At 55.8% G+C, this 25,619-nt stretch carries 20 protein-coding genes; 18 read left to right on the top strand and 2 right to left on the bottom strand.

Annotated features, from left to right (window positions below):
- The first annotated feature begins 220 nt into the window (after positions 1-220).
- The 14 genes from JQR86_RS03030 to JQR86_RS02965 all read left to right on the top strand — a co-directional run bounded on the left by JQR86_RS03030 (position 221) and on the right by JQR86_RS02965 (position 21,000).
- Entirely contained in the window at positions 221-1,663 is a 1,443-nt protein-coding gene (locus tag JQR86_RS03030; RefSeq protein WP_434154831.1) for a TldD/PmbA family protein, read from the top strand.
- Complete coding sequence (locus JQR86_RS03025; RefSeq protein WP_312270454.1) at positions 1,663-3,015, top strand: TldD/PmbA family protein; 1,353 nt, start codon at positions 1,663-1,665, stop codon at positions 3,013-3,015. Before JQR86_RS03030 ends, JQR86_RS03025 begins: the two co-directional genes overlap by 1 nt.
- Before the next feature lie 99 nt (positions 3,016-3,114).
- Positions 3,115-4,941, top strand: a complete 1,827-nt coding sequence (locus JQR86_RS03020; protein ID WP_434154310.1) for an ABC transporter ATP-binding protein — start codon at positions 3,115-3,117, stop codon at positions 4,939-4,941.
- A 643-nt stretch (positions 4,942-5,584) separates the two neighbouring features.
- On the top strand, positions 5,585-6,421 hold the full coding sequence (locus JQR86_RS03015; protein ID WP_434154309.1) for an energy transducer TonB: 837 nt from the start codon (positions 5,585-5,587) through the stop codon (positions 6,419-6,421).
- A 45-nt stretch (positions 6,422-6,466) separates the two neighbouring features.
- Complete coding sequence (locus JQR86_RS03010) at positions 6,467-7,171, top strand: MotA/TolQ/ExbB proton channel family protein (protein ID WP_219651062.1); 705 nt, start codon at positions 6,467-6,469, stop codon at positions 7,169-7,171.
- Positions 7,171-7,572 (top strand): ExbD/TolR family protein, encoded by a 402-nt coding sequence (locus tag JQR86_RS03005; RefSeq protein WP_010795766.1) that lies wholly within the window; start codon positions 7,171-7,173, stop codon positions 7,570-7,572. The genes JQR86_RS03010 and JQR86_RS03005 overlap by 1 nt, the downstream gene beginning before the upstream one ends.
- 159 nt (positions 7,573-7,731) lie before the next feature.
- On the top strand, positions 7,732-10,461 hold the full coding sequence (locus tag JQR86_RS03000; RefSeq protein WP_434154308.1) for a TonB-dependent receptor: 2,730 nt from the start codon (positions 7,732-7,734) through the stop codon (positions 10,459-10,461).
- A gap of 197 nt (positions 10,462-10,658) precedes the next feature.
- Positions 10,659-12,494, top strand: coding sequence for an extracellular solute-binding protein (locus JQR86_RS02995; protein ID WP_434154829.1), 1,836 nt, complete (start codon positions 10,659-10,661; stop codon positions 12,492-12,494).
- Entirely contained in the window at positions 12,494-13,567 is a 1,074-nt protein-coding gene (locus tag JQR86_RS02990; RefSeq protein ID WP_434154307.1) for a microcin C ABC transporter permease YejB, read from the top strand. Before JQR86_RS02995 ends, JQR86_RS02990 begins: the two co-directional genes overlap by 1 nt.
- Positions 13,567-14,592, top strand: a complete 1,026-nt coding sequence (locus JQR86_RS02985; RefSeq protein WP_434154306.1) for an ABC transporter permease — start codon at positions 13,567-13,569, stop codon at positions 14,590-14,592. Before JQR86_RS02990 ends, JQR86_RS02985 begins: the two co-directional genes overlap by 1 nt.
- Entirely contained in the window at positions 14,592-16,208 is a 1,617-nt protein-coding gene (locus tag JQR86_RS02980; RefSeq protein WP_312270459.1) for an ABC transporter ATP-binding protein, read from the top strand. Before JQR86_RS02985 ends, JQR86_RS02980 begins: the two co-directional genes overlap by 1 nt.
- 14 nt (positions 16,209-16,222) lie before the next feature.
- On the top strand, positions 16,223-16,711 hold the full coding sequence (locus tag JQR86_RS02975) for a GNAT family N-acetyltransferase (RefSeq protein WP_434154305.1): 489 nt from the start codon (positions 16,223-16,225) through the stop codon (positions 16,709-16,711).
- Complete coding sequence (locus tag JQR86_RS02970; RefSeq protein ID WP_434154303.1) at positions 16,708-17,844, top strand: efflux RND transporter periplasmic adaptor subunit; 1,137 nt, start codon at positions 16,708-16,710, stop codon at positions 17,842-17,844. The genes JQR86_RS02975 and JQR86_RS02970 overlap by 4 nt, the downstream gene beginning before the upstream one ends.
- A 9-nt stretch (positions 17,845-17,853) precedes the next feature.
- Entirely contained in the window at positions 17,854-21,000 is a 3,147-nt protein-coding gene (locus JQR86_RS02965; protein ID WP_434154302.1) for a multidrug efflux RND transporter permease subunit, read from the top strand.
- A 99-nt stretch (positions 21,001-21,099) separates the two neighbouring features.
- Here the strand turns inward: JQR86_RS02965 and JQR86_RS02960 are convergent, their stop codons facing one another.
- Positions 21,100-21,573, bottom strand: a complete 474-nt coding sequence (locus JQR86_RS02960; protein WP_434154301.1) for a GNAT family N-acetyltransferase — start codon at positions 21,571-21,573, stop codon at positions 21,100-21,102.
- 15 nt (positions 21,574-21,588) lie between these two features.
- Positions 21,589-22,218 carry a LysE family translocator gene (locus JQR86_RS02955; protein WP_407362335.1) on the bottom strand — a complete coding sequence of 210 codons (630 nt, stop codon included), beginning with the start codon at positions 22,216-22,218 and terminating at the stop codon, positions 21,589-21,591.
- Between the two features lie 436 nt (positions 22,219-22,654).
- Between JQR86_RS02955 and JQR86_RS02950 the strand changes: the two genes are divergently transcribed.
- The 4 genes from JQR86_RS02950 to JQR86_RS02935 all read left to right on the top strand — a co-directional run bounded on the left by JQR86_RS02950 (position 22,655) and on the right by JQR86_RS02935 (position 25,026).
- Positions 22,655-23,044 (top strand): tautomerase family protein, encoded by a 390-nt coding sequence (locus JQR86_RS02950; protein ID WP_407362336.1) that lies wholly within the window; start codon positions 22,655-22,657, stop codon positions 23,042-23,044.
- Positions 23,045-23,195: 151 nt separating this feature from the next.
- A complete protein-coding gene (locus JQR86_RS02945) occupies positions 23,196-23,726 on the top strand; it encodes a GNAT family N-acetyltransferase (protein ID WP_434154299.1) in 531 nt (176 codons plus the stop codon).
- Between the two features lie 150 nt (positions 23,727-23,876).
- Positions 23,877-24,602, top strand: coding sequence for a hypothetical protein (locus JQR86_RS02940; protein ID WP_434154298.1), 726 nt, complete (start codon positions 23,877-23,879; stop codon positions 24,600-24,602).
- Positions 24,603-24,690: 88 nt separating this feature from the next.
- Positions 24,691-25,026, top strand: a complete 336-nt coding sequence (locus JQR86_RS02935) for a hypothetical protein (protein WP_407362338.1) — start codon at positions 24,691-24,693, stop codon at positions 25,024-25,026.
- Positions 25,027-25,619 lie beyond the last annotated feature (593 nt).

Raw genomic sequence — 25,619 nt, 5'->3', positions numbered from 1 at the left:
CGGTCTAAACCAAGGCATACAGGCATTTTGCCTTGATTAAACCTGGCACAACTTTTTCATAGACCCCAGCTCTCTTGGATGAGAACAACAAAAGGAGCGGATCAGGCACCAACACGGTTCCTTTTCTGTTTTGGCGGACTTGAATGAGTCCAGATAAGTGCACGGTAGAGACTCAAAAGGTCTGTACCCGGGCGCTTCGGATATGAGGAATACCCTCGCTATGTTCGATGTGACTGCGTCTTTGCAACAACGCTTCGCCTTACTTCACAGTCGCGCTGACACCTGGTCCCTGCGTTATGTCAGCGAAACCACCCATGCCTTGAGCGTCACCCGAAATGTCATCGATCCGCCCTTCTTCCAGAAGGACGAAGGCGCAATGGTCTATGTTCGCCTGGATGGGATCGAGACCTATGTAGCAACCTCGGACCTCACCGTAGCCGGCCTTCAGAAAGCCCTCGAGCAGGCCGAGCAGTATGCCCAGGCACTGGCCCGGCATAGCCTGATCGACTTTACCGACATGCCGGTGGCCACGGCCAAGGCGGATTACCTTTCGCCCAACCTGGACAAGGCCTTTCCCGATACCCGCGAATGGCTCGACATCCTGGCGGCGGAATCTGCTTCCGTTCCGGGCAACGAGCGCTTCGTGGATTGGTCCGCCCAGCTCAACATTGTCGAGACCGAGCAAATCTACCTGAACAACCACGGCGCCTGCGTACGGCAGGCCCAGCGGTTTCTCTTCCCCGACATGCACGTCACCGCCTATGACGGCACCGATACACAGACCCGTACCCTCGGCTTTGGCCGCTTGGGTCAGCAAGGCGGTCGGGAAGCGGTGGAGCGCATCGGGTTGATCGGCTGCGCACCGCGCCTGGCCGATGAGGCGCTGCAATTGCTGCTCGCGCCGAACACACCCAATGAGACGCTTGATCTGCTGCTGATGCCCGATCAGATGATCCTCCAGATTCATGAGTCCATCGGTCATCCGCTAGAGCTGGATCGCATCCTGGGCGACGAGCGTAACTATGCGGGAACGAGCTTTGTCACACCCGACATGTTCGGAAATTACCGGTACGGCTCCGAGCTGCTCAACGTAAGCTTCGATCCCGACATTCCCGAAGAGATTGCCAGCTACAGCCATGACGATGACGGCAGCCCGGCGCGTAAGGAGTTGTTGATTGAAGGCGGTATTCTCAAGCGACCCTTGGGGGGTGCACTTTCACAACGACGCAGTGGCATGGCAGGCGTCGCAAACAGCCGGGCCTGCAGCTGGAACCGCCCTCCCATCGACCGGATGGCCAACCTGAACGTTGAAAATGGCGACCAGTCCCTTGCGCAGCTGATCGCCAGGATCGAGCGGGGCGTGCTCATGGCCAGCAACCGCTCCTGGTCCATCGACGACGCACGTAACAAATTCCAGTTTGGCTGCGAATGGGGGCAGATGATCGAGAATGGGCAGCTTACCCATGTTGTGAAGAATCCCAACTACCGCGGCGTTTCCGCTCAGTTCTGGCGTAGCCTGTCGGCAGTGGGCGATGCCTCGACGCGCGAAGTCATGGGTACCGCTCATTGCGGCAAGGGTGAGCCCAACCAGGCTATTCGGGTCGGCCATGCGAGTCCCGCCTGTGTGTTCAGCCACGTCGATGTATTCGGAGGAGAAGCCTGATGACTATAACCCCACTCGCCTCCACCGAAAAACCGGCCGATGTCTTCGCAGCCCTAGTGGACTGGTTGCGTACCGCCGTATCAGCTGAAGAACACTTCACGCTCTGGTACAGCGCTGAAGCATCCGATTTTGTCCGCTTCAATCATGCCAAGGTCCGACAGGCCGGCCATGTTCAACAGGCGGAGGCAACGCTCAAGCTGATCCAGGGTGAGCGCCATGCCAGCTTCAAAGTGACGCTATCAGGTAACCCCGCGGCCGACCGCAGCGCCCTGCAGGATGCATTGGCTTCATTGCGCAAACTCGTGGCGGCCCTGCCGGCAGATCCCTACCTGCTGATGGATACCAGCCCCTGGCGCAGTGAAAACATTCAGTCGGGTAATCTTGCCTCAGCAGGGGGAATCGCCGAGCAGGTCAGCACACTGGCGGGTGCTCAGGACCTTGTAGGCTTCTATGCCGGCGGCCCTGTCTATCGCGGCTTTGCCAGCTCATGGGGTAGCCTGGGTTGGCACGAAGCCAGCAGCTGCACCTTTGACTGGAGCCTTTTCGAGCCGAAGGGCAATGCCGTCAAATCCATGTATGCCGGCACTTCCTGGGATCGCGAACAGGTAGCCGCACAGATGGACAGCGCCCAGCGTCAGCTTGCGCACTTCAACAAGCCAATCCGGCAGCTTTCGCCCGGTGAGTACCGTGCATACCTTGCTCCAGCGGCCTTGAACGAGGTGGTAGGCCTGCTGAATTGGGGCAGTTTTTCTGCTCGGCAACTGGCAACCAAGCGGAGTGCACTGCAAAAACTGCACAGTGAACACATGCTGCTCAGCCCATTGGTAAGCTGGACGGAGCAGGCATCTGGCTCACTGGCTCCTGCGTTCACCCCGGCCGGGTTCCAACGGCAGGACCAGCCGCTCGTCGAGGCTGGCAGGATGGTTGGCCAGCTCGTCAGCCCGCGCAGTGCACGTGAGTACGGTCTGACGCAGAACGGCGCCGGCAATGGCGAAAGCTCACAATCGCTGGTGATGAAAGCTGGGGATTTGGCTGATGACGCCATTCTGAAAACCCTGGATACCGGGCTGTATATCGGCAATCTCTGGTACCTGAATTATTCGGATATCACCGTGGCTCGTCTGACCGGCATGACGCGCTTTGCCTGTTTCTGGGTAGAAAATGGAGAGATCGTCGCGCCAGTCAGTACGATGCGCTTTGATGACAGCGTCTTCAATTTCCTGGGCTCCAGCCTGGAAGCCGTGACCCAACGGCGCGACCTGTGCGTCAGCGACAGCACCTACGGTCAGCGACATACCGACTCAACCCTGTTGCCCGGCGTTTTGACCAGCCGATTCACGCTCACGCTCTAGCTTATCCCCGCCTTGCCCGGTCGCCTCCTCTCATAGCAGGTAACCGGGCCGTTTTCGCTGTGATTGTTGCTGATCTTTCGACGTAGCCAGGACTATCCGATGTCTGACGATCCCGCTGAACCCCTGACGATTCCACCCGGCACGCCGCGGGCGTTTATCTGGCATTACAACCGGCTGTATCCTGGCTGGAATATAGCCATCGTTCTGCTGCAACTCTGTGCAGCGGCCTGTACCACACTGATTCCCTATGCCATCGGTGAAATCACCGGCGCTGTCAGCCAGGGACTTTGGAGCAGCACCGATGTACTGGAGGCCTGCCTGCCCTACCTTCTGCTGCTGGCCGGATTGGCATTAGGTGAAATGCTGTTCTCACGCACCATGAGTATCTGCATGATCATTGTGCGGCCGATGCAGAAACGCCGGGTCACCGGCGATCTTTTCGCCTATCTGCAACAGCACTCCCACCGCTATTTCAGCGAACGGTTTGCTGGCAGTCTGTCCCAGCGCATCAGTGAAGCCAGCGTGGGACTGCTCGAAATCAACTATATGGCCGTGGTGGAGCTTATGCCGATTGCGGTGACACTTATCGGCTCGCTGTTGTTGCTGGCTACGGCGTCCGTCTGGTTGAGCCTGAGCCTTTTGGCCTGGATGCTCATCTATGTCACGGCCTCTTACCAGATGGCCAGACGTGCCCAAGTGTTTGCCCATGCCCATGCGGAAGCACGCAGCACCACCTCCGGCAAAGTAGTCGATGCTGTCACCAACCTGAGCAGCGTTCGGCTTTTTGCCAGAAACCAGTATGAGCGGCAGTACCTGGACCGTTATCTGTCCCGGGAAAAGCAGGCGGCCCGTCGCTCGTTCTTCTTCATGGAACGGGTACGCTGGTTTCAGGATGCCATGGCTTTAGTTCTGCGGCTGGGTCTGATCATTCTGGCCTTGTATCTTTGGCACATAAAGCGAATCGATGTCGCTCAGTTCGTCATGGTCGCCAGCCTTGGCTTATTGATCGTGGCCAACGCCAAATACCTAAGTTATCAGTTCCTGCACTTTTTTGAGTCGAGCGGCAATATTCAGAACAGTGTCGATACCTTAATAAAACCCCATGAATACCCGGACCGAGAAACGGCACAGGACATAAAAATCGAGCGCGGCGATATTGAGCTTGAAAATGTGACGTTTGGATATTCGGCCACCCGCCCTATACTCCAAAACTTCTCACTCAAAATACCGGCCGGACAACGCGTGGGGATAGTGGGGTATTCCGGCTCAGGAAAGTCCACATTATTAAACTTGTTACTTCGCCTATATGAACCGCAAGAGGGCAACATCCGAATTGGCGGCAATGAAATACGCGACATGACATATGAGTCGCTTTACCGACAAGTAGGTCTCATTCCCCAGGAGCCTGGTTTATTTCATCGCACGTTGAGTGAAAACATCGGATATGGAAAAGAAAAAGCCAAACAGGATGATATTGAAATAGCAGCACGCCGTGCACATGCCCATGATTTCATTAAACACATGGAGCAGGGTTATGAAGCATTGGTAGGTGAGCGCGGCGTTAAACTCTCCGGCGGCCAACGGCAACGTATCGCCATTGCCCGGGTACTGATAAAAAACGCTCCGATTCTCATTATGGATGAAGCAACATCCAGTCTTGATTCGGAGACGGAGCGCCTTATTCAAAACAGCCTTGATGAAATCATGGGCAATAAGACCGTTCTGGTCGTTGCACATCGTCTATCCACCATTGCCCACTTGGATCGAATCCTGGTGATGGATAAGGGGCGAGTTATCGAAGACGGCAGCCACCAGGAACTCCTGGCCAGAAAAGGTGCCTACGCCAGGCTTTGGGCTCATCAGGCGGATGGCAGTTTTGGTGTGGAAATCACAGCGACCGAGGATGAAGTCGCCTCGGTAAAGTAACACGTCCTGCAAGCTTTCCTTCCGCTTAACCGTGCCTTAGCTAAGGCGCGGTTCGTTTATAACCTCATCACTATTTATTTTAATTAGTTATCAAACGATGCGGCATACTCGCAACTTGATGAACAAAACTTAATGACCAACTAGTCACATTAAGGGCACTTATCATCAATTTATAAAATATTTCATGCGTTATTAAATGACTTCAGTTTATTCTCACCCTGCCTGCTCTAAAAAAGAGATGACCGCACACAAACAGTGCAGTCACACAACAAAAAATGTATCTGAGCTGACACCAAAAAGTCGCTTGACCGTATAAATGCTCCAATTTTGCGACCATTCAGCAGCCATTCAGAAATTTGATACATTCTCGTTACATTGGCACATGCATTGCTCAGTAAAAGACGTTGATGATTCTCACCAACCCGCTGGGAATTAAGATGAAAACAACAACGCCGTACTTATCGGATTGCCTCAATGTGCTGAACGCACTTTTGGTAACTAAGGGCCAAAAGCCCTGTTCGACTGATGCAGCCAATACTACAACGTAAGCAACGTCCTAACTAATTACGACGCGCTGTTACTTGGAGCGGGCCTTTATTGGCTCGATGGCTTCGTGTTGTCGATTTAATGCAGAGGACGTTTGATGGGTAATGCTGTTACTAAAGTTGAAGCCGGAGGGCTTCATACCAATAAGGCGAGCCAAACTCAGGTATTAGATATACCGTTCAAACCGAACCGTTCTTCGTTACGTAGTGTATCGCGTCGAGACTTATCGCTATTGGCAGGTTTATCTCTTCTGCTCCATGGCGGTATCTGGTGGTATATCAATAATGCGCCGGCTGAACAACTGGAAACACCACCCAAGATCCCCGAAATGGTCGTGGAATTTTCTAGCCCTACGCCGCCTGCGCCGGAGCCGCCCCCGCCCCCTCCTCCGCCACCACCTCCACCGCCGCCGGAACCCGAGCCGCCCAAGGTCGAGGAGCCTGCGCCGCCACCGGTGGACGAGAATGCCGTCAAGCCACCGCCCAAGCCCGAGAAGCCAAAGCCCAAGCCGGTTGAAAAACCCAAGCCCAAGCCTAAGCCCGTGCAAAAGCCTACACCGCCTGCGCCACCCGCGCCGCCGCAGCCAACCCCTGCGCCACCGGCTCCCAAAGCGCCGCCTGCACCGCCCGCCCCACCGGCGCCGGTCAAGGAAACCGCTGCGGTTTCAGGCCTCGCCAGTCTGGGTAATCCGCCGCCTGAATACCCCTCGCTGGCATTGCGCCGGGGCTGGGAAGGCAGCGTCACCCTGCGCATCCGCGTCCTGCCCAATGGGCGTGCTGGTAGCGTGGACGTGACCAGGTCTAGCGGCAAGAAGCAGCTGGATGATGCAGCGGTAGAAGCGGTACGCGGCTGGAAATTCATACCGGCCAAGCGCGGCGACACGCCTATCGAAGGCTTCGCCACACAGACCATTGATTTCAAGCTGCCTCAATAACCAGCGGCCGCTTGTACCGACAAGACGATTTACGAGGGTAACGATATGAACAGCTCACTGACTTCCTTGATTGTTCCCGGCGTACTTTGGGCGCTGATTCTGTTTTCCGTAGTGACCTGGGCGATCCTGCTCATCAAGGGTATCCAGTTCACCAAGCAGAAAGGCGAGAACAAGCGCTTTCAGAAAGCCTTTTGGGCGGCGCCGGATCTGCTCACTGCCGCCGAGCATTCTGCGCAATACCCAGGCGCTCTAGCCCGTATCGCCAACAGCGGCTTTGCCGCACTGGTCACCACCGAGTCCCCCAAGAATACCCAGCAGCTGGCCCAGACCATCAACCGCTCGGACCGCCTTGAACGCAACCTGCGCCAGCAGATCCAGAAGGAGCGGCGTGCGCTGGAAAGCGGTCTGGCCGTTCTCGCCAGTATCGGCAGTACCTCGCCTTTCATCGGCCTGTTCGGTACCGTATGGGGCATCATGGAAGCCCTGCAGAGCATCGGTGCCTCCGGCTCCGCCAGCCTTGAAACCGTGGCAGGCCCTATCGGTCATGCCCTGATCGCGACCGGTGTAGGGATTGCCGTCGCGGTTCCTGCGGTACTGGTCTACAACTTCTTCCTGCGCCGCCTGAAGCTGGCCGCCGCCCTGATGGAAGACTTCGCCCACGACTTTGACAGCCTGGCCCAGCGCAGCGCCTTTGTGGTGACCCGCCAGCCGATATCCCACACCGCCGCTGACATGAGGGAGGCTAGCTAATGTCCTTTTCAACCCAAGACAGCGATGAAGTACTGAGCGAGATGAACGTCACGCCCCTGGTGGATGTGATGCTGGTACTGCTCGTGGTGTTCATCGTGACGGCGCCGCTGATGACCAATGCCATCAAGGTCAACCTGCCCAAGACCGACGCCGTCGCTCCGGCCGAGCAGAAGGACCCGGTGATCGTCAGTGTAGACAAGGACGGCAAGTTCTATCTGGACAAGTCCGAGCTGCAACCCGAACTCCTGGAGACCAGCCTCAAGGATGTGAAAGCCAAGGACCCGGAAGTGCGCGTCCGGCTGCAAGCCGATGAAGGCGTGAATTATGGACAGGTCGCCAAGGCCATGGCGTCCATTGAACGTTCGGGAATCACCCGCATCGCGGTCATGACCTCCCGCTAGATCCCCCGCTGTACAGCCGTCCCGCTTGCGCTTGCGTAAGCGGGTTGGGGAACGGCTGCTTCAAAAAAGAGAAATCGCCCGGGAAGGCACAACCCACCGGCGCGCAGGCGGCCCATAAAGCCACACAAACAACGCCTCACCTTTGGGGATGAAAGAGTGATGATGAGAGATATAGCCAAACCGTTTGCTCCCACTCCGCTCGCCGCGGCCGTGCATCGGTATCGATTCATACCGTTGTGCCTGGCCCTTGGCGTAGCACCTTTGGTCCATGCGCAGCAGGCGACGGAGGAGGAAGCGCCTGATTCGACTGCAGCTGCTGTTGCTGCTCCAGCCGTAACACCTACCGCTGCGGCGGGAACAACGCAACTCGAAAGAGTGGAAGTCACCGGTACAGCGGTACGTCGCGTAGATGCAGAAACCGCTGTCCCTGTGACAATCCTACGCTCGGAGCAATTGAGGAAAGAAGGCGTTAACACGACTGAAGAGCTGCTAACACGCATCGTTGCCAGTCAGTCTACCCAGAGCTCTAGCCAATCAGTAGGCTCTAGCACAGGGGGAGCCTCATTTGCCGACTTGCGTGGCATTGGCTCCAATAAGACGCTGATTCTGCTTAACGGACGACGTCTGGCCAACAACGCCATCGATGCATCAGCCGTTGACCTGAATACTATTCCCTTTGCTGCTATTGACCGCGTGGAAATTCTGCGTGACGGCGCCTCTGCATTGTACGGTACCGATGCCATCGGTGGCGTAATCAACTTTATTACCAAAAAAAGTATTACCGAAGGACAGGTTAGCGCCAGCTTTGATAGCCCTACTCACTCTGGCGGAGGTGAAAGCCGGTCCTTTGACGGTAGTTGGGGTTTTGGTGACCTGGACAATGATAATTTTAATGTCTTTGGTGTTTTCAACTACGACAAGCAGAATAATCTTTCAGCGGCGGATCGCTCCTTTACCAAGGATTACGAGCCTGGACGTGGATTGAATAGTACCTCTGGTACGACCTATCCGGCTAACTATGGTCAGAACGGCAACTACACTAACCCCTTGGCTACTGCCGGTTGCAATGGGCCAAACCAGATCAACCCTGGTACTGGAACTTGCCGATTCAGCACACGAAACTACATCGATGCCGTTCCAGAGACTGAAAAAACATCTTTCTTCGGTAAGGCTTCTACTAAGTGGGCGGAAGATCAAACTGCCAGCGTGGATTACTTCTGGGCTCGCAATGACAATACCACCACTATTGCGCCTGCACCGCTCACTGATATCTCAGTGAATCCGGGTACAGCCTTCTATCCTGGCAATGGCATCACGCCGCTGACTCCTGGCTTTGCTCTCGACCCGACTCAGCCTGTTGATGTGAACTGGCGAGAGTCGGCAGCCGGTGCGCGTATCCAAAAGGATCAGAACACCAGCCAACGTCTGCAGCTGACATTTGACGGTAACGTCGGAGGCTGGGATTACAACATTGGTACCTCCTACAATGAAAATAAGGTTATCAGCAGCCTACGTGGCGGCTATCTAAATGATGATTTGGTTACCGAAGGCATAGCTAATGGCATCCTTAACCCTTTTGGAGAGCAAACTCAGGAGGGGATTAACTTCATTAATAACGCTGGCGTACATGGCGACTACCAGACGGCCGTAGGTCGCGTAAAAGCGATTGATGGACGCATCAGTCGTGAAATCGGTGATTGGTTCGGAGCAGGCCCTGTAGGTCTAGCACTCGGAGGTGAATTCCGTAAGGAGGAGTTCCATAGCGACGTCGAGCCATTTGCAGGTTTGGTTGACAGCCTGGGGGTTGACCCTGATTCCAGCGTTTCAGGTGATCGTAACGTCAAGGCTCAGTATGCCGAGATTAACGTTCCCGTTCTGGAATCACTAGAACTAGGCGCAGCTATTCGTCACGATAAATACAGCGATGTAGGTAGCACAACCAATCCGAAATACAGCTTCCGCTTCCAACCGATTCGTGAACTGGTTGTTCGTGGTGCCTATAGCGAAGGCTTCCGTGCACCTTCACTATACGAGCTGTATAACCCTAACTACACGACCTTCACATCTGGCTTTTATGATGATCCACGCCTCTGTCCGGGTGGTACGCCTATTGCCGGTGCCAACCCTGGTCGCGATTGTAGCCAGCAGTTCCGCAACCGTACTGGCGGCAACGAAGATCTCTCGCCAGAGAAAGCGCGTAACGTGACGTTGGGCTTTGTTTACCAGCCAGTCCGTAATTTATCAGTAGGCTTGGACTTTTATTGGATCAAGATTTCCGATCAGATCGCCGAATTTCCAGAGTCCTCTGTATTTGACAACCCAGATAGCTATGCTGATCGCTACATTCGCAATCCGGATGGCTCGCTTCAGTATATCCAAACTGGTTTGGCTAACTTGGGTAAGGTCAAGACTAGCGGCATAGACGTAACACTGGATTACCGATTCCCTGCAACCGCCTACGGCAACTTTGGCTTATCCATGCAGGGTACTTACGTTGATCGATATGACTATCAGGAAACCATCAACGGTGCTTACTTTGACAACGTAGGTGACTTCCAGGGTATCGGTGTTATTTCTCGCTGGAAACACTCTCTGACCGGCAGTTGGAGCAAGGGTCCGTACCGTGCCTCTTTAACCAACCGCTTCCAGACGGGCTACCGCGATTACGATCCGGAAACCCATAACCGAGTGTCGTCCTACTCTGTATGGGATCTCTCAGCCGGTTACACCTGGAGCAAATCTCTGGACATCGACGTAGGCGTGAAGAATCTGTTCGATCGCGACCCGCCCTTCTCGAACCAGGCATACACCTTCCAGAGCGGCTATGACCCCCGCTACACCGACCCGCTTGGCCGCACGCTGTTTACCCGGGCGACCTATCACTTCTAACCCTTTTGCCTGTCTCCAGCCGCCTTGGCTGGAGACAGGTATGCCTCAGGACAGGACGGTATAACCACTTCGTGCAGGCCCTTGCCAGTATCCCCTATCAATCAAGGTTGATTGCCTGAACCAAGCGTCAACGCGTATCGTTCATAAGGAGTGAAGCGGTGTTTTCAACAGGGTCGATCCACACGTATAGCCGCTTGATGGTACTGCTTGTTTCCTGCCTCGTTTCATCGGCGTTATTGGCTACGCCCCACAGTTACATGACGGTCTATGGCGACCCGCCCAAGTACCCTGAGGGCTTTGAGCATTTCGACTATGTGAATCCCGACGCGCCCAAAGGAGGCTCGCTCAGACGCTCAGCCAAATCGATCGACCGTTTCAACTTCCTGCTGCCCTATCTAGACAAGGGCACTGGCGTCGACCAGATCAATGCCTGGGTCTACGAGCCGCTGGCTTATCGCTCGCTGGACGAGCCCTATACGGTGTACGGTCTGATTGCCGAAAAGATGGAGCGCGACCCGGAGAACCGTTGGGTACGCTTCTTCCTCAACCCCAAGGCACGCTTTCATGACGGTATGCCCGTTCTGGCTGAGGATGTTCGCTTCACTTTCGAGACCTTGGTGACCAAGGCGAGCCTGAGCTTTCGGCAGCTGTACGGTGACGTAAAAGACGTCACCATTGAAAGTGACCGGCAGATCCTGTTTATCTTCAAGACGAACGAAAACCGCAGTCTGGCGCTGGATCTGGCGTCCATGCACATCCTGCCTGCACATTGGTGGAAAGACCGGGACTTTGCCAACGGTAACGGCTTTGAGCCGCCGCTGGGGAGCGGACCTTACAAGGTCTCGCACGTCGATCCGGGCCGTACCGTCGCATTCGAGCGCGTCAAGGACTGGTGGGCAAAGGATCTGCCGGTGACGCGAGGGCTGTACAATTTCGACACGCTCACCGTCGACTTCTTTGCCGACACCGATGTCGCCCGCGAGCTCCTGCTGGCCGGCGCGTACGACTATAACCGCGAGTACTCCGCCACAGGCTATACCATCCGCTACGACAGCCCTGCCCTGCGCGATGGGCGCTTGCAGCGAGACATCCTGGCGACAGGAAAGCCCGTCCGTGCTCAAGGCTTTGTCTTCAACCTGGACAATCCCTTCTTTCAGGATCGCCGCGTCCGCCAGGCCATTGCCATGCTCTGGGATTTTGAGTGGACCAACAAGCAGCTCATGCGCAGCTTCTATAAACGCCAACAGAGCTACTTTCCCAAGACCGAAATCGCCGCCACAGAGCTGCCGGACGCACAGGAGCTGAGCATTCTTGAACCTTTCCGGGGCCAGATCCCGGATGAGGTATTCACCCAGGTATTCCAGGCACCCAAAACTGATGGCACGGGCTTTATCAGGGACAAGCAGCTCGAAGCCCTGCACTTGCTTGAGTCCGCCGGCTGGCATCCCAAGGGCGACCAGCTCGTCAACGCCAACGGCGATCCCCTGATCTTTACCTTTCTCAACGGGCAATCCGGTTTTGAACGGATGGTGCTGCCCTTCAAGCGGACGCTGGCCCAAATAGGCATTGGGCTGAATATTCGCAACGTGGACACAGCGCAGTACATCAACCGCACCAACAGCCGCGACTACGACATGATCGTGACCGGCTTTCCCCGGGGTGGCGATCCCAGCGCATCGCCAGGGCGAGAACTCTTTGATTATTACGGCTCCGACAGTGCCAACCGGGTTGGTAGCTCCAACGCCATGAACCTGAAGAATCCAGTAGTCGATCGGCTTATCGAAGGCGTGGCCAATGCCAGAAGCCGGGATGAGATGGTGCATTACGCCCGCGCGCTCGATCGGGTTCTGCAATGGGGTTATTACATGATTCCGCATTATTACTCGGACGGCGAGCCCAGCGTATTCCGCAACCGTTTCGGCCGGCCTCGTATCGCGCCCGCCTATGAAGAGGGGCTCGATACCTGGTGGGAAGTCAGCCCAACCCCGCTCACCCACGAGCAGATGGCCGCACGGCTACGGGAGAAACCCTGATGGCAGCCTATATCCTTAGACGCCTGCTGTTCATTGTGCCTACGCTTCTGGTCATTCTGATTGTCAACTTTGTCATTATCCAGGCGGCCCCTGGCGGCCCGGTGGATCAGGCCATTGCTCGCCTGCAAGGCATGGGCAACCAGGGCGGTATCGCAGGAGGCAGTCATGACGGGGCGGCCGGAGCCTCGTCCGGCTCGCGAGGTAGCAGAGGCCTGGACCCCGAGCTGATCAAGGAAATCGAGCGGCAGTACGGCTTCGACAAGCCACCGCTTGAGCGCCTTTGGCTGATGCTCAAGAACTACGCGCACCTGGATTTTGGTAACAGCTTTTTCCGTGGTGCCAAGGTAACGGACCTGATTCTGGAAAAGCTGCCAGTATCCCTTTCACTTGGCTTCTGGGCCACACTGATCACTTATCTGATCTCGATTCCTCTCGGGATACGCAAGGCGACCCGCCACGGCAGCGCATTCGATGTCTGGACCAGCACTGCCATCATCGTGGGTTATGCCTTGCCGGCCTTTCTGTTCGCCATGTTCCTGATCGTGGTGTTTGCCGGTGGGAGTTATTTCAGTCTGTTTCCCGCCGTAGGGCTTACCTCGGAGAACTTTGACCAGCTCAGCCTCGCGGGCAAGGTAGTGGACTATTTCTGGCATCTGGTACTGCCTGTTTCGGCCTTGGTCATTGGCGGGTTCGCTACCCTGACCATTTTGACCAAGAACAGCTTTCTGAACGAAATCAGCCGCCAGTATGTGGTCACGGCGCGGGCTAAAGGGCTTACTGAGCGCGGCGTGCTGTACAAGCATGTATTTCGCAATGCCATGCTGCTGGTCATTGCCGGTATTCCCCAGGCACTGATCGAGGTGTTCTTTGCCGGCTCCCTGCTGATCGAGGTGATCTTTTCGCTCGACGGACTGGGTCGCATGAGCTACGAGGCGGCGCTCTACCGCGACTATCCGCTGGTATTCGGCTCGCTGTTCATCTTCACGCTGTTTGGCCTGCTGATCAAACTGGCCGGGGACATCTCCTACACTCTGGTCGATCCACGCATCGACTTTTCGGCGAGGAACGCCTGATGCTGACACTGTCACCCTTGAGCCAACGCCGCTTTGCCCGCTTCAGGGCCAACCGTCGCGGCTGGTGGTCGCTCTGGATATTCTGCGCATTGCTGGTGACTTGCCTATGTGGCGAACTCATTGCCAACGACAAACCCTTGGTGGTGGGCTACCACGGCTCGCTATATTTCCCGATATTCAAGCGCTATACCGAAACCGAATTTGGCGGTCAGCTGCCCTTCCAACCGGACTACCGCAGCGAATACGTACAGAAACTGATAGAGGACCAGGGCGGCTGGATGCTCTTTCCTCCCATTCCGTTCAGTGACGATACGGTGAACTATGACCTCTCCGTCCCGGCACCCAGTGCGCCGTCGGACACGAACTGGCTGGGCACCGACAGTCAAGCCCGTGATGTGCTGGCACGAGTAATTTTCGGCGCACGCATCTCCATCCTGTTTGCCTTGGCACTAACGGCTGTCAGCGCTGTGATCGGGATCACCGCAGGCGCCTTGCAGGGTTATCACGGGGGCTGGGTAGACCTGCTGGGGCAGCGCTTTATCGAAATTTGGTCAGGCCTGCCGGTTCTGTATCTGCTGATCATCCTGTCCGGCTTTGTGGAGCCTAACTTCTGGTGGTTGTTGGGCATCATGGCGCTCTTTTCCTGGCTGGCTCTGGTAGACGTGGTTCGGGCCGAGTTCCTGCGCGGGCGCAGTCTGGAGTATGTCAAAGCGGCACGGGCGCTGGGGCTGTCTGATCGCAAGGTCATGTGGCGGCATATCCTGCCCAACGCGATGACCTCCACGCTTACCTATGTTCCCTTCATCATTACCGGAGCCATTACAACGCTGACCGCCCTGGACTTCCTGGGCTTTGGCCTGCCGATCGGCACCGCGTCGCTAGGGGAGCTGGCCAACGAAGGCAAGCAGAACCTGCAAGCACCCTGGCTGGCGATGACCGCTTTTTTCGCCCTCGCCTTGATCTTGAGCCTGCTGGTTTTTATTGGCGAAGCCTTCCGTGATGCATTCGACCCGAGGGCCGTGTGATGACCGAGAGTCTGATAGAAATCCGCGATCTGAGAGTGGCTTTTTCCGGCCAGGAAGTCGTACACGGTATCGACCTGGATATTCGCCGTGGCGAATGTCTGGCGCTGGTGGGCGAATCCGGCTCGGGCAAATCCGTCACGGCTCACTCGATCCTGCGCCTGCTACCTGCGTCTATTACCACAACCTCCGGCGGCATCTGCTACAACGGCGAAAATCTCGTGACCGCAGACGAAAAGCGTCTGCGCACCCTGCGCGGCAACCGTATCGCCATGATCTTTCAGGAGCCCATGACGTCCCTCAACCCGCTACATACCGTGGAGCGGCAGATCAGCGAAGTGCTGGCGCTGCACAAGGGCTTGGGCGGCAAGCAGGCACGTGCACGGGTGATCGAATTATTGGAGCTGGTCGGCATACGCGAGCCACTCAAGCGCCTCAAGGCCTACCCGCATCAGCTCTCGGGCGGCCAGCGCCAACGGGTGATGATCGCCATGGCGCTGGCCAACGAGCCGGAACTGCTGATTGCCGATGAACCCACCACGGCCCTGGACGTGACCGTACAGCAGAAAATTCTGGAGCTTCTCAAAGACCTCCAGGCGCGCCTTGGCATGTCGTTGCTGCTTATCAGCCATGACCTGAATTTGGTCCGGCGCATTGCCCAGCGTGTCTGTGTGATGCGTAACGGCGTGGTAGTTGAGCAGAACAGCTGTCAGGCCCTTTTTTCCGCGCCTCAGCATACCTATACCCGCATGCTGATCGAAGCCGAACCCGACGGCGGGCCGGTAGCAACAACCAGCGATGCCTCGCTGATACAGGCGCAGGATGTACGCGTCTGGTTTCCGCTGCCCAAACCGTTGTTCAGCCGCCAGCGCCACTATGTCAAGGCGGTGGACGGTGTGAGCTTCGAGCTAAAGAAAGGCCGCACCCTGGGCATCGTGGGCGAGTCCGGCTCAGGCAAGTCCACCTTGGGCCAGGCGATCCTGCGACTGGTGCAGGCCCAGGGCGCCATCCGCTTTCAGGGGCAGGCGATCGAAACCTTTAACGCCAGGCAGATGCGTCCGCTTCGTCGCCACATGCAGGTTGTGTTTCAGGACCCGTTCGGCAGCCTGAGCCCACGGATGTCCGTCGAGCAGATCATCCGTGAGGGTTTGGATATCCACGAGATCGGCACATCCAAAGAGCGGGAATCGGCGATCATTCGGGTCTTACAGGAAGTAGGTCTCGATCCTGAAACACGGCACCGCTATCCTCATGAGTTTTCGGGCGGCCAACGCCAGCGTATCGCCATCGCGAGGGCGCTTGTGCTGCAACCCGAGCTGATATTGCTCGACGAGCCCACGTCGGCTCTGGATCGTACCGTTCAAAAGCAGGTTGTCGACCTGTTGCGTAACCTGCAAGCGATTCATGGGCTAACGTATCTGTTCATCAGCCATGATCTGGCCGTGGTTCGGGCATTGGCCCATGATCTGATTGTCATCAAGGATGGCAAGGTCGTGGAACACGGCGAGGCCTGCCGGATCTTTCAGGCGCCACAACACCCGTATACTCAGGAATTACTGGCGGCGTCGGTCGCACCATTGGAACGCTCAGGCGAGATCGTTGACCGACAACGGGCCTGAATCAAGGAGGACTCATGACCATTACCCTACGCGCTATCCGCGAGAGCGATGCCGAGGCTTTGGCATCGATTCTGAACCAGCCGGGCACGCGCCGGGGTACGCTGCGCCTACCCTACCGACCCACTCAGAGCATGAGCGACTGGATCAAGCAATACCCCGCTGAAGACGTTCGGGTACTGGCCGAACAGCAAGGCAACGTGTTGGGCTTTGCAACGCTCAACCGTATGAAAGGCCGGCGGATTCATGTGGCGGAGCTGGTCATTGCGGTTGGGGATGACCACACTGGTAAAAGCGTAGGAACCCAGCTGATGGCGGCGCTGATCGATGCCGCCGACAACTGGATGAACCTCAAGCGTGTTGAGCTGACGGTATACACGGATAACGCGCCGGCTATCGCCCTGTATGAAAAATTCGGCTTTGTTCACGAGGGCACTCAGATCGCCTATGCCTATCGTGACGGTGCCTACGTGGATGTCTATTGCATGGCCCGGGTGAGAGCATGAAGGATGTGGTAAAGGGCGCGCTGCTGGCACTGGCCGTGTTGCTCCAAGGTTGTGAACCCACCGAAAAGGCGGCCGAAACGCAAACGCCAGCCGTCCCGAAAGTGGACATCGCAACGGTTACGCCCTCGACGGAGCCGCTGACCACGCGTCTCACCGGCCGGATGGAGGCCTATCGTACGGCGGAAGTCCGTGCCCGGGTGGAAGGTATCGTGGAGGCTCGCACCTACCAGGAGGGCCAGGAGGTCAAAGCCGGTACGTTGCTGTTTCGTATCGACCCGGCTCCGCTCAAGGCCGAGTTGGCTGCGGCAGAAGCCGAGCTGGCCCAGGCACGGGCGGCTGCCGATGCCGCTGAAGACATTGCCAAACGCTCCAGGCAGCTGATGGCCGATGAGTCCATCAGCGCCCAGCAGTACCGCAAGGATTTCTTTACCGAGAAGCAGGCACGGGCTACCGAGAAGGCAGCCGAAGCCAAGGTACAAAGCGCCCGCCTGAAGCTCGCCTATGCCAACGTGACCTCGCCGATTGCCGGCCGCGCACGCCGGGCCGAGGTCACGGAGGGTGCACTGGTCGGTCAGGATGAAGGCACCAAACTGACCACGGTCGAGCAGATTGACCCGATCTATGTGAATTTTGCCCAGCCCATGGCCGACTCCCTGGGGCTCAGGCAGAGCCTTCAGCAGACCGACAAGCGCGAGAAGCCCATCCTGCGGCTGAGCAATGGTTCGACCTACCCCTTGAATGGCACCCTGCTCTTCTCCGATTGGGCCGTGGATGAGAAGACCGATACGGTGGCCATGCGCGCCATCTTCGACAACCCGGACCACCTGTTGCTACCAGGCATGTATGTACAGGTTGAATTGCAGCAACCCAGCGAGAAGCAGGCTGTTCTCATTCCCCAGCAGGCCCTGACGCGCACCCGTGAAGGCGCCTATACCATGGTTGTCGATGAGACCAACCACGCCCACAGCCGCCCGATTTCCGCCGATACGCTCGAAGGCAACCAGTGGCGCGTCACTGACGGTTTGAAAGCTGGCGAGCGGGTCATCCTCAGTGGCAGCGCCCTGAAGGACGGTCAGGCCGTAGAGCCTAAGCAAGCCAACCTGACGACCCAGCCGGTCGCCTCAAAAGAGTAAGCGCAGACCATGTCCTCGTTTTTCATTGCGCGTCCGGTGTTCGCATGGGTCGTCGCCATCATGATCTTTCTGGGCGGCGGCCTGACGGCGCTGCGTCTGGCGGTGGAGCAATACCCCAACGTCTCGCCTCCGCGGGTAGGCATACAGGCCTATTACCCGGGAGCTTCAGCCGAAGTTATCGAACGTACCGTTACCTCCGTTATCGAACGCGAGCTGAGCGGTATCGAGGGGCTGTTGTACTTTGCCTCCGACAGTACCGCTACGGGCGAGGTGGAGATCGGCCTGTCCTTCGAGCCGGGCACCAATCCGCAGATCGCCTCCATTGAAGTGCAGAACCGCATCAAGCGCGTCGAGGAGCGTCTGCCGGAAAGCGTGCGGCGCCAGGGCATCGAGGTCGATAAGAGTGGTGACAACGACCTACTGTTCGTCACGCTTCTGGCAGACAACCCGAACATCACGCATATCCAGATGGGCGACTACGCCACTACCGTGGTGCGCCCTGCCCTGCTGCGCGTGCCCGGCGTGGGTAAGGTGGAGGTCTACAGCCCCGAATACGCCATGCGGATCTGGCCGGACGTTCACAAGCTCACCGCCATGGGCGTGACCACTTCAGATATGGTCAGCGCTATTAACCGCTATAACGAGCGCATTACCCTTGGCTCCATTGGCACGCCTCCGGTGCCCGCCAATACCACACTGACGGCCCCGCTGACGGTTGAGGAAACCCTCGATACGCCGCAGTCCTTTGGCGCGGTTCCGCTGCGGGTCAACCCGGACGGGTCGGCCCTGCGCATTCAGGATGTGGCCCGTGTCGAGCTGGGCGGCAACTACTACACCTACCCGTCCTACGTGAACGGCAGGCCTTGCGGCGCTATTTCCATCAAGCTTGCTCCCGGCGCCAACGCCCTCAGTACGGCGCAGGCGATTAAGGCCACACTGGCAGAACTGTCCCAGCAGTTCCCACCGGGCATGCACTACCAGACGGCATTCGATACGACGACCTACGTGCACATGTCCATCGTGAAGGTGGCCTATACGCTGATTGAGGCGATGGTACTGGTCTTTCTGGTCATGCTGGTGTTCCTGCAAAACCTGCGTGCTACTTTGATCCCCTCTATCGTAGTGCCGATTGCACTGGCCGGTACCTGTGGCGCCATGTTAGCACTGGGTTTTTCCATCAACGTGCTGACCCTGTTCGGCATGGTCCTGGCTATCGGGATTCTGGTGGATGACGCCATTGTGGTGGTGGAAAACGTCGAACGCATCATGCGCGAGGAAGGGCTTGCGCCCCGCGAGGCAACGCTCAAGGCCATGCAGCAGATCAGCGGCGCCATTGTGGCAATTACGCTGGTACTGACTGCCGTGTTCATCCCGATGGCGTTTTTCGAGGGCGCTACTGGCTCGATCTACCGGCAGTTCTCCGTGGCGCTGGCCGTGCCGATGGCGTTTTCGGCATTCCTGGCGCTCACGCTGACGCCTGCTCTGTGCGCCACGCTGCTCAAGCCGGCAACACCACACGCTGTCCGCCTGGGCAAGGTAGGACACTGGGCGGCTTCCCTATCGGCAGGCTATCAACGCAGTCTGGGCGGTGTCCTGAATCGACCGGTGCGCTTCGTGCTTCTGTACCTCGTCCTGCTGGCTGTGCTGGCGCTTCTGTTCAGCCGCCTGCCCGGCTCCTTTGTGCCGAACGAAGACAAGGGCAGTTTTGCCACCGTCGTGCTGCTTCCCACCGGCTCGACGCAGGAAATGACGCATCAGGTGGTAGAGGAAGTGCAGGCCTATCTGCACAGCGATCCTTCGGTCGGCCAGCTCTTCACCCTGCAGGGCTTCAGTTATTTCGGCGGCGGCGAGAACGCTGCCATGATCTGGCCCACGCTCAAGGACTGGTTCGAACGCAAGGCGCCCGATCAGCACGTCGATGCCATCATCGCACGGCTAAACAAGCACTTTGCCAATGGCGTCGCGTCGATCCCCAACGTCACTATCCAGGCCTTGAATACCCCGCCGCTGCCCTCCATGGGACGCACCGCCGGTATCGACATGCGTCTTCAGGATCGCGCAGGGCTTGGGCACGAAGCCTTGCTGGCCGCCAAGGACAAGCTCCTGACACTGGCACGGCAGAATCCTGTATTCGCTACCGCCACCTACTCGGGGCAGGACGACACGCCGCAGCTCAAGGTTTCCATTGATCGTTTGAAAGCCCAGAGCATGGGCGTCTCGGTGGATGAGATCAATTCGACCATGGCTACCCTCTACGGCTCGCTCTATGTGGGAGATTTCATCCATGATAATCAAGTCCGCCGAATCGTCATCCAGGCGGAGGGCAAGGACCGGCAACAGCCTGACAGCCTACTCCAGGCCCGGGTTCGCAATGCTGACGGCGAGATGGTGCCGCTAAGCACCTTCGTGACGCTTAGATGGACGGTAGGCACGATGGCTATCGAGCACTTCAACGGCTTCCCCTCGCTGTCCATCAACGCCACACCGGCGGCGGGCTACAGCACCACCCAGGCGATGAACACCATGGCACGCCTGGTAGGCGAGCTACCCACCGGCGTCGGCTACGAATGGGCAGGCCAGTCCTATCAGGAGCGGCTGTCCGGGGATCAGACACCTCTGCTGTTCGGTCTGTCCATTCTGGTAATCTTCCTGTGCCTGGCGGCACTCTACGAGAGCTGGTCGGTACCTTTTGCGGTCATCCTGGCGATTCCGCTGGGCATCATTGGTGCGGTCATGGCCACTACGCTGCGCGGACTGCCAGACGACCTGTACTTCAAGGTCGGCCTCATCACCATCATGGGCCTCACTGCCAAGAACGCCATCCTCATCATCGAGGTGGCCCGCGAACTCCAGCATGAGGGCACTCCCTTGCGTCAGGCCATTCTGGACGCCGCCCGGATGCGCCTGCGCCCTATCGTCATGACGTCCCTAGCCTTCATGTTCGGCGTGCTGCCCCTCATGTTTTCCCAGGGCCCGGGATCGGCCAGCCAGCACGCCATTGGCACCAGCGTTTTCGGCGGCATGCTCTCGGCCACGCTGCTGACCCTGTTTTTCGTCCCGCTCCTGTATGCACTGGTCATGCGCTTCAAACGGCGCACGACCTCTGCTGCGTCTTCCACCCCTACGGACAGGACGGCCCATGAGCTTACGCCCTGATGCGCTGCTTTCGCACACTTCAGGCCCTGCCAAACACTTGGATTTCCAGTGGGCGGTAGACCGGTTGATCTGGCTTTTAAAGAATGAGCCGCTCGGCTGCTAACCGGTTTGCTCGGCCAGGATCAATCGCATGCCGATGACATCCACATCCGAGCGCAGCTCCACTGGCTTGAAGCCGAGCTTGTGGTACAGAGACTGTGCCACGGCATTGTCCCGGTAGACGCGCAGCGTAACCATGGAAGCACCTGTGTCCGCCAAAGCCTGCCGAATCAGTTGCTCGCACAACTGCTTGCCATAGCCGTGGCCCCGCCAGTCAGGCGAGACGATGATGCGGCACAAGTGGACAGTATCGGGCGAGACGGTTCGGTATTGCCCAAAGGCAAGCGGCCGGTTGACGCCCTCTACCAATGAAAAGCTCTTGCCGGGCACCTCCAGCAGTTCCGGCAACTCAACGGCAGTAAACGGATACCTGAGCTGGGGCCCTGCCCAGCGCGCGCAGGCGTCAGCCGTAGGCACCCAGGCAACCAGTGCCTCGTAATCACTGGGAATCGGTGCGCTTAGTATGGCAGTCATGGTGCAAACCTCCTCTTAGGCCTGCCGGGCCATCAACAGCTTTATGCCCAGCCCTACGAATAACGCGCCGCTGGCCCGCTTGATCGCCGTGACCCAACGGCTCGCGGAAAGCCGTCTGCTGAGCCTGGACACACTGAAGCAATACACACAGTGTACCGTTACAACAATCAAGGCGATGGTCAGGTACATCGTGGTGAACTGTACAACCAATGACCGTCCCGGCTCGATGAACTGCGGCAAGAAAGCGGAAAAGAAGATAAGCGTTTTCGGATTGCTGATTGATACCAGCAGCGCTTCACCAAAAACCTTGGGCGACGAGACACGCGGCGCACTGGCTGGTGTGATCGTAGACAGTCCGGGCTGACGTTTGAGCAACTGCACAAAACCAAGATAAATCAGATAAGCCGCTCCGATCAGCTTCATCGCTAGAAACGCCATCGGCATGGCTGCCACCAGAGCGCCGATGCCAAGCGCCACAAGAATGATCACGAATAGCTGCGCCGTCAGGTTACCTGCCAGGGTCGCCAGCATTCCCCGTGCGCCGTAGCGCAAGGTATTGCGAATGACCAAAAGGACGTTGGGCCCGGGAGAAAGCGTTGTTATCAGGTAAGCAACACAAAAGACAAACCAGACATGCAGCGTCATGGAGCTCTCCATAGGATCACAGATGTTACCGCATCACCATCGTGACACTTTACCTGCCTTACCAGGAAAATGTTGAAGGCTTGGCCCAGCTTAAGGAAAGGTTAAGAGCCTTGTTTCAGGTTAGGCCTTTTACCTCTCTAGTGAGGGCTACTTCTTTGTAGTCATTAGGGCATGCCCCTGCGACTACAGGACTACCTATCAGCTAATAGGTGAAGCTCCAGTGTGATCAGTTACGAGAGGGTTGAATACGGTCCTCCAAGCTGTAACTATGCCCTCATGATTAATACTTTGTTTTCAAGCAGCATGCATTGGCGCCGCTCTATCTAAGAGCGGCCCGTCACGTATTTTCTTAACCGACAGTGCCGCCATGTTCTGGCTGGTGCTGTGCTGTAATCTACTTCCGACATGGCGGCGCTCCAACAAGAAGAGCACGCCCATGGCACAAGTAAAGATCTACGGATTGAGACGTAACCTTGAAGCTATCAGGTCTGAATTATCAGAGGCCATCCACGCTTCTATAGTCGAGGCTTTACAGTACCCTCTAAAGAAGCGCTTTCATCGTTATATCTTGCTGGATGAGCTGGATTTTCTTTACCCTGCCGATCGGTCGGAGCGCTACATCATTCTCGAAATAAGCATGTTTGAAGGGCGCTCGGTGAATGCAAAAAAGCAGCTAATCCATCTCTTGTATAAAAAAGTTATGTCAGCAACAGGCATCACTTCTCAGGATATCGAAATTACCTTGTTTGAAACCCCAAGGCATAACTGGGGGATAAGAGGCAAGCCTGGCGATGAGCTCGGGCTGACTTATCAAGTCACCATTTAGCCTTAGAGCTATAACGGAGCACGTTAATGGTAGCTGCATTCGTGTAGTCGATGGGATATACCCCAACGACCACACCTTGTTCTATAAGCTGTTCTGGTTAGTTAATGTAACGGTAGCCTTCTAGTCACGTTGGGTCGTAAGCAGCTATTTAATGGTGTTAATCAAAATGGCACATAATGTGATATCTGTACGGCCAATAAAACCTAGCGAGTGGCAGCTTTATCGGGATACGCGACTATATGCACTTCGCGACTCTCCCGATGCTTTCGCAAGCACCTATGAAGAAGAAGCTCTAAGAGCAGATGAGAGTTGGAAAGCCCGAATCATTGCGGCTCTTTCCTCCAACAATGACCATGCTTTGTTTGCGCTGGATGGAAATGAGGTTTGCGGTCTGGCTTGGGGAAAGCTATCAGCGAATACCGCTGACATCTTTCAAATGTGGGTAAATCCTAAATCACGAGGGCTAGGTGCAGGCCGCGCTCTGCTCGATGAACTCCTAGCCTGGGCAAAGAGATGTAGAGCGCTCCGTGTCCGCTTAGGTGTTACGGCAGCCGATACACCAGCAATGCATTTATATAAGGCGTTTGGCTTCCTGTCGGATGGAGATCTAGAGCCTCTGCGCAAAGATTCTGTTCTCATGAGTCAGCCAATGGTATTAGAGTTAAGGTCCGCTCTACCTTGAGCGCAAGTCTCTGAGTAGTTATTAGCGTATACCCTAGCGACTACAGTTTCATAATGGTCAGACCAGCCTTTAAATTGATTTTAGCATGGTCTTAGGCGACCTTAGAGATATCTCTATCAAGCTTATTATAGAAATGCCGATACTTTGTAGATGCTTGCATTTTATTTAACTCGTAAGAGAATAAAGGACTCAGAATGGGCGTATCTCAAGGCGGTATTGTTTTTCGTGCAGACGTTGAAAAAATTTACACCAGAGCAGGTTGTTACCAATCTCTTCAATAAAAGTATTGAAAAAGTAGAGTACTCATTCAATATTCCTTTTGATACTCGAAATCCAGATTGCGTTTGTGTTGAGCAATATGATGATGTCTGGGTTATCTACAATACAGATCTATTATGGCCCATTCTTGGGGACCCAAAGCACGATCTTCAGAGGCTTTATTGCGCTATTGGTAAGCCCGCACTTGCAATAGGATTTTGCAAATTCGACTCGGGCGACACTTACGGTTATGCCTTTATTGAAAATGGGACGCTAACACGCTCTAGACTTCAAAATAGCGACGATTCACTGTTGGAATATGGCATACCCAAGCCATTTGAAGATCAATGGTTTACAGCGAATTACTATCTAGAAGACGATAGCTGCCCAGAAGATGAGACCTTGAAGATTTATTATCTAGGCAACCGAGAGGTTGAGGTTGCGGACCATGGGCTTACTATCCATCTAGCAAGAGAAGCATTGGAAGAAAATTTCAAACTCTGCCCTTGGGACAATGATGCCAAACCCAAAATGTGGTTATTTAGGTTGCATGATCACTGCCAAGAAGACTCTGAAATTCTTCATAAAAAGCCTAAACCTTGGTGGAGATTCTGGTAGCCATACTCGACCGTACCTGTAAGGTCTAATTGCATATATCTATCTCTTGGGTATACCCCAGCTACTAAATAATCATCGAAGGATACTTATGGAGTCAGTTGAGGAGGCGTATGAAGCCTTAAGCCAATACATTATTGCTTTCATAGGTACTCGCTGCTGGGACTCCGCTAGCTGCAAGATGTCTATATACGACAAAATGGCGTCAGGCTCGCAATGGCTTATACATAAAGGGTCAGTGCAAAAAACTGGCCGATTCACTAATGACACCGCTGTATGGGAAGGGCTTGATGCGGCAATTTTCATCCGTGACGATCTTCTCCAAAAGGAGAAAACTCGTATTTGGGGGCTTGAGTTCACGCTTTATCCAGATGGAACATTCAGCATTAAGTATGATTACTCTAAACCAGACAATATGAATAGCTAGAGTAGGTGCTCTTACTTTCGACCAACTCACCTCTCTACTTGGAGTGTCGCAGACTTAAATCGCTAGGCAATAGCAACACTATATAATTTAAAAACTCCTTACATTTTCAGCTTAAGACAAGCGGCCAAGGTATTGAGTTGATCATCCTTTCAATACCTAGCTGCACCCCTGGCCGTGAATAGCTCTAGGGTTTTCATCTACGGCTTTCACCTAGTAAAGTAGTGCCCGTTTCGTGTAGTCATTAGGGTGTACCCCAGCAGCTACATCAAAAGCGTATGCCCTTGGTGTAGCGATTAATTAGCAAGAGGACTTAAACGACTACACCGCCTATTCGCTACACCTAACGACTACACTTTTCGGGGCTATCAAATTAGAAACGCCCCTGCGTCTATAATTGCTTGCTAAATACCGATCAGTCATGTCTCAAGCGTAATGCAACTGTCCCGTTTGCGCCCCCTAGCATGTTACCTGCCTGCACTTTCTCTTTGAGATACCAGCTGTATTAAGCTTTAGGTAACAACCGAAGCCTCTACTAAAATCAATCCAATATATCAATTTATAAAATCGAAATAATAATTTGATTAGATATTCAG

It is taken from the genome of Pseudomonas sp. JZ134 (genome assembly GCF_051027695.1).
Taxonomy (GTDB): Bacteria; Pseudomonadota; Gammaproteobacteria; order Pseudomonadales; family Pseudomonadaceae; genus Chryseomonas; species Chryseomonas luteola.
The sequence above is the reverse complement of the archived record's forward strand: the minus strand, read 5'-3'. Positions and strand labels throughout refer to the sequence as shown.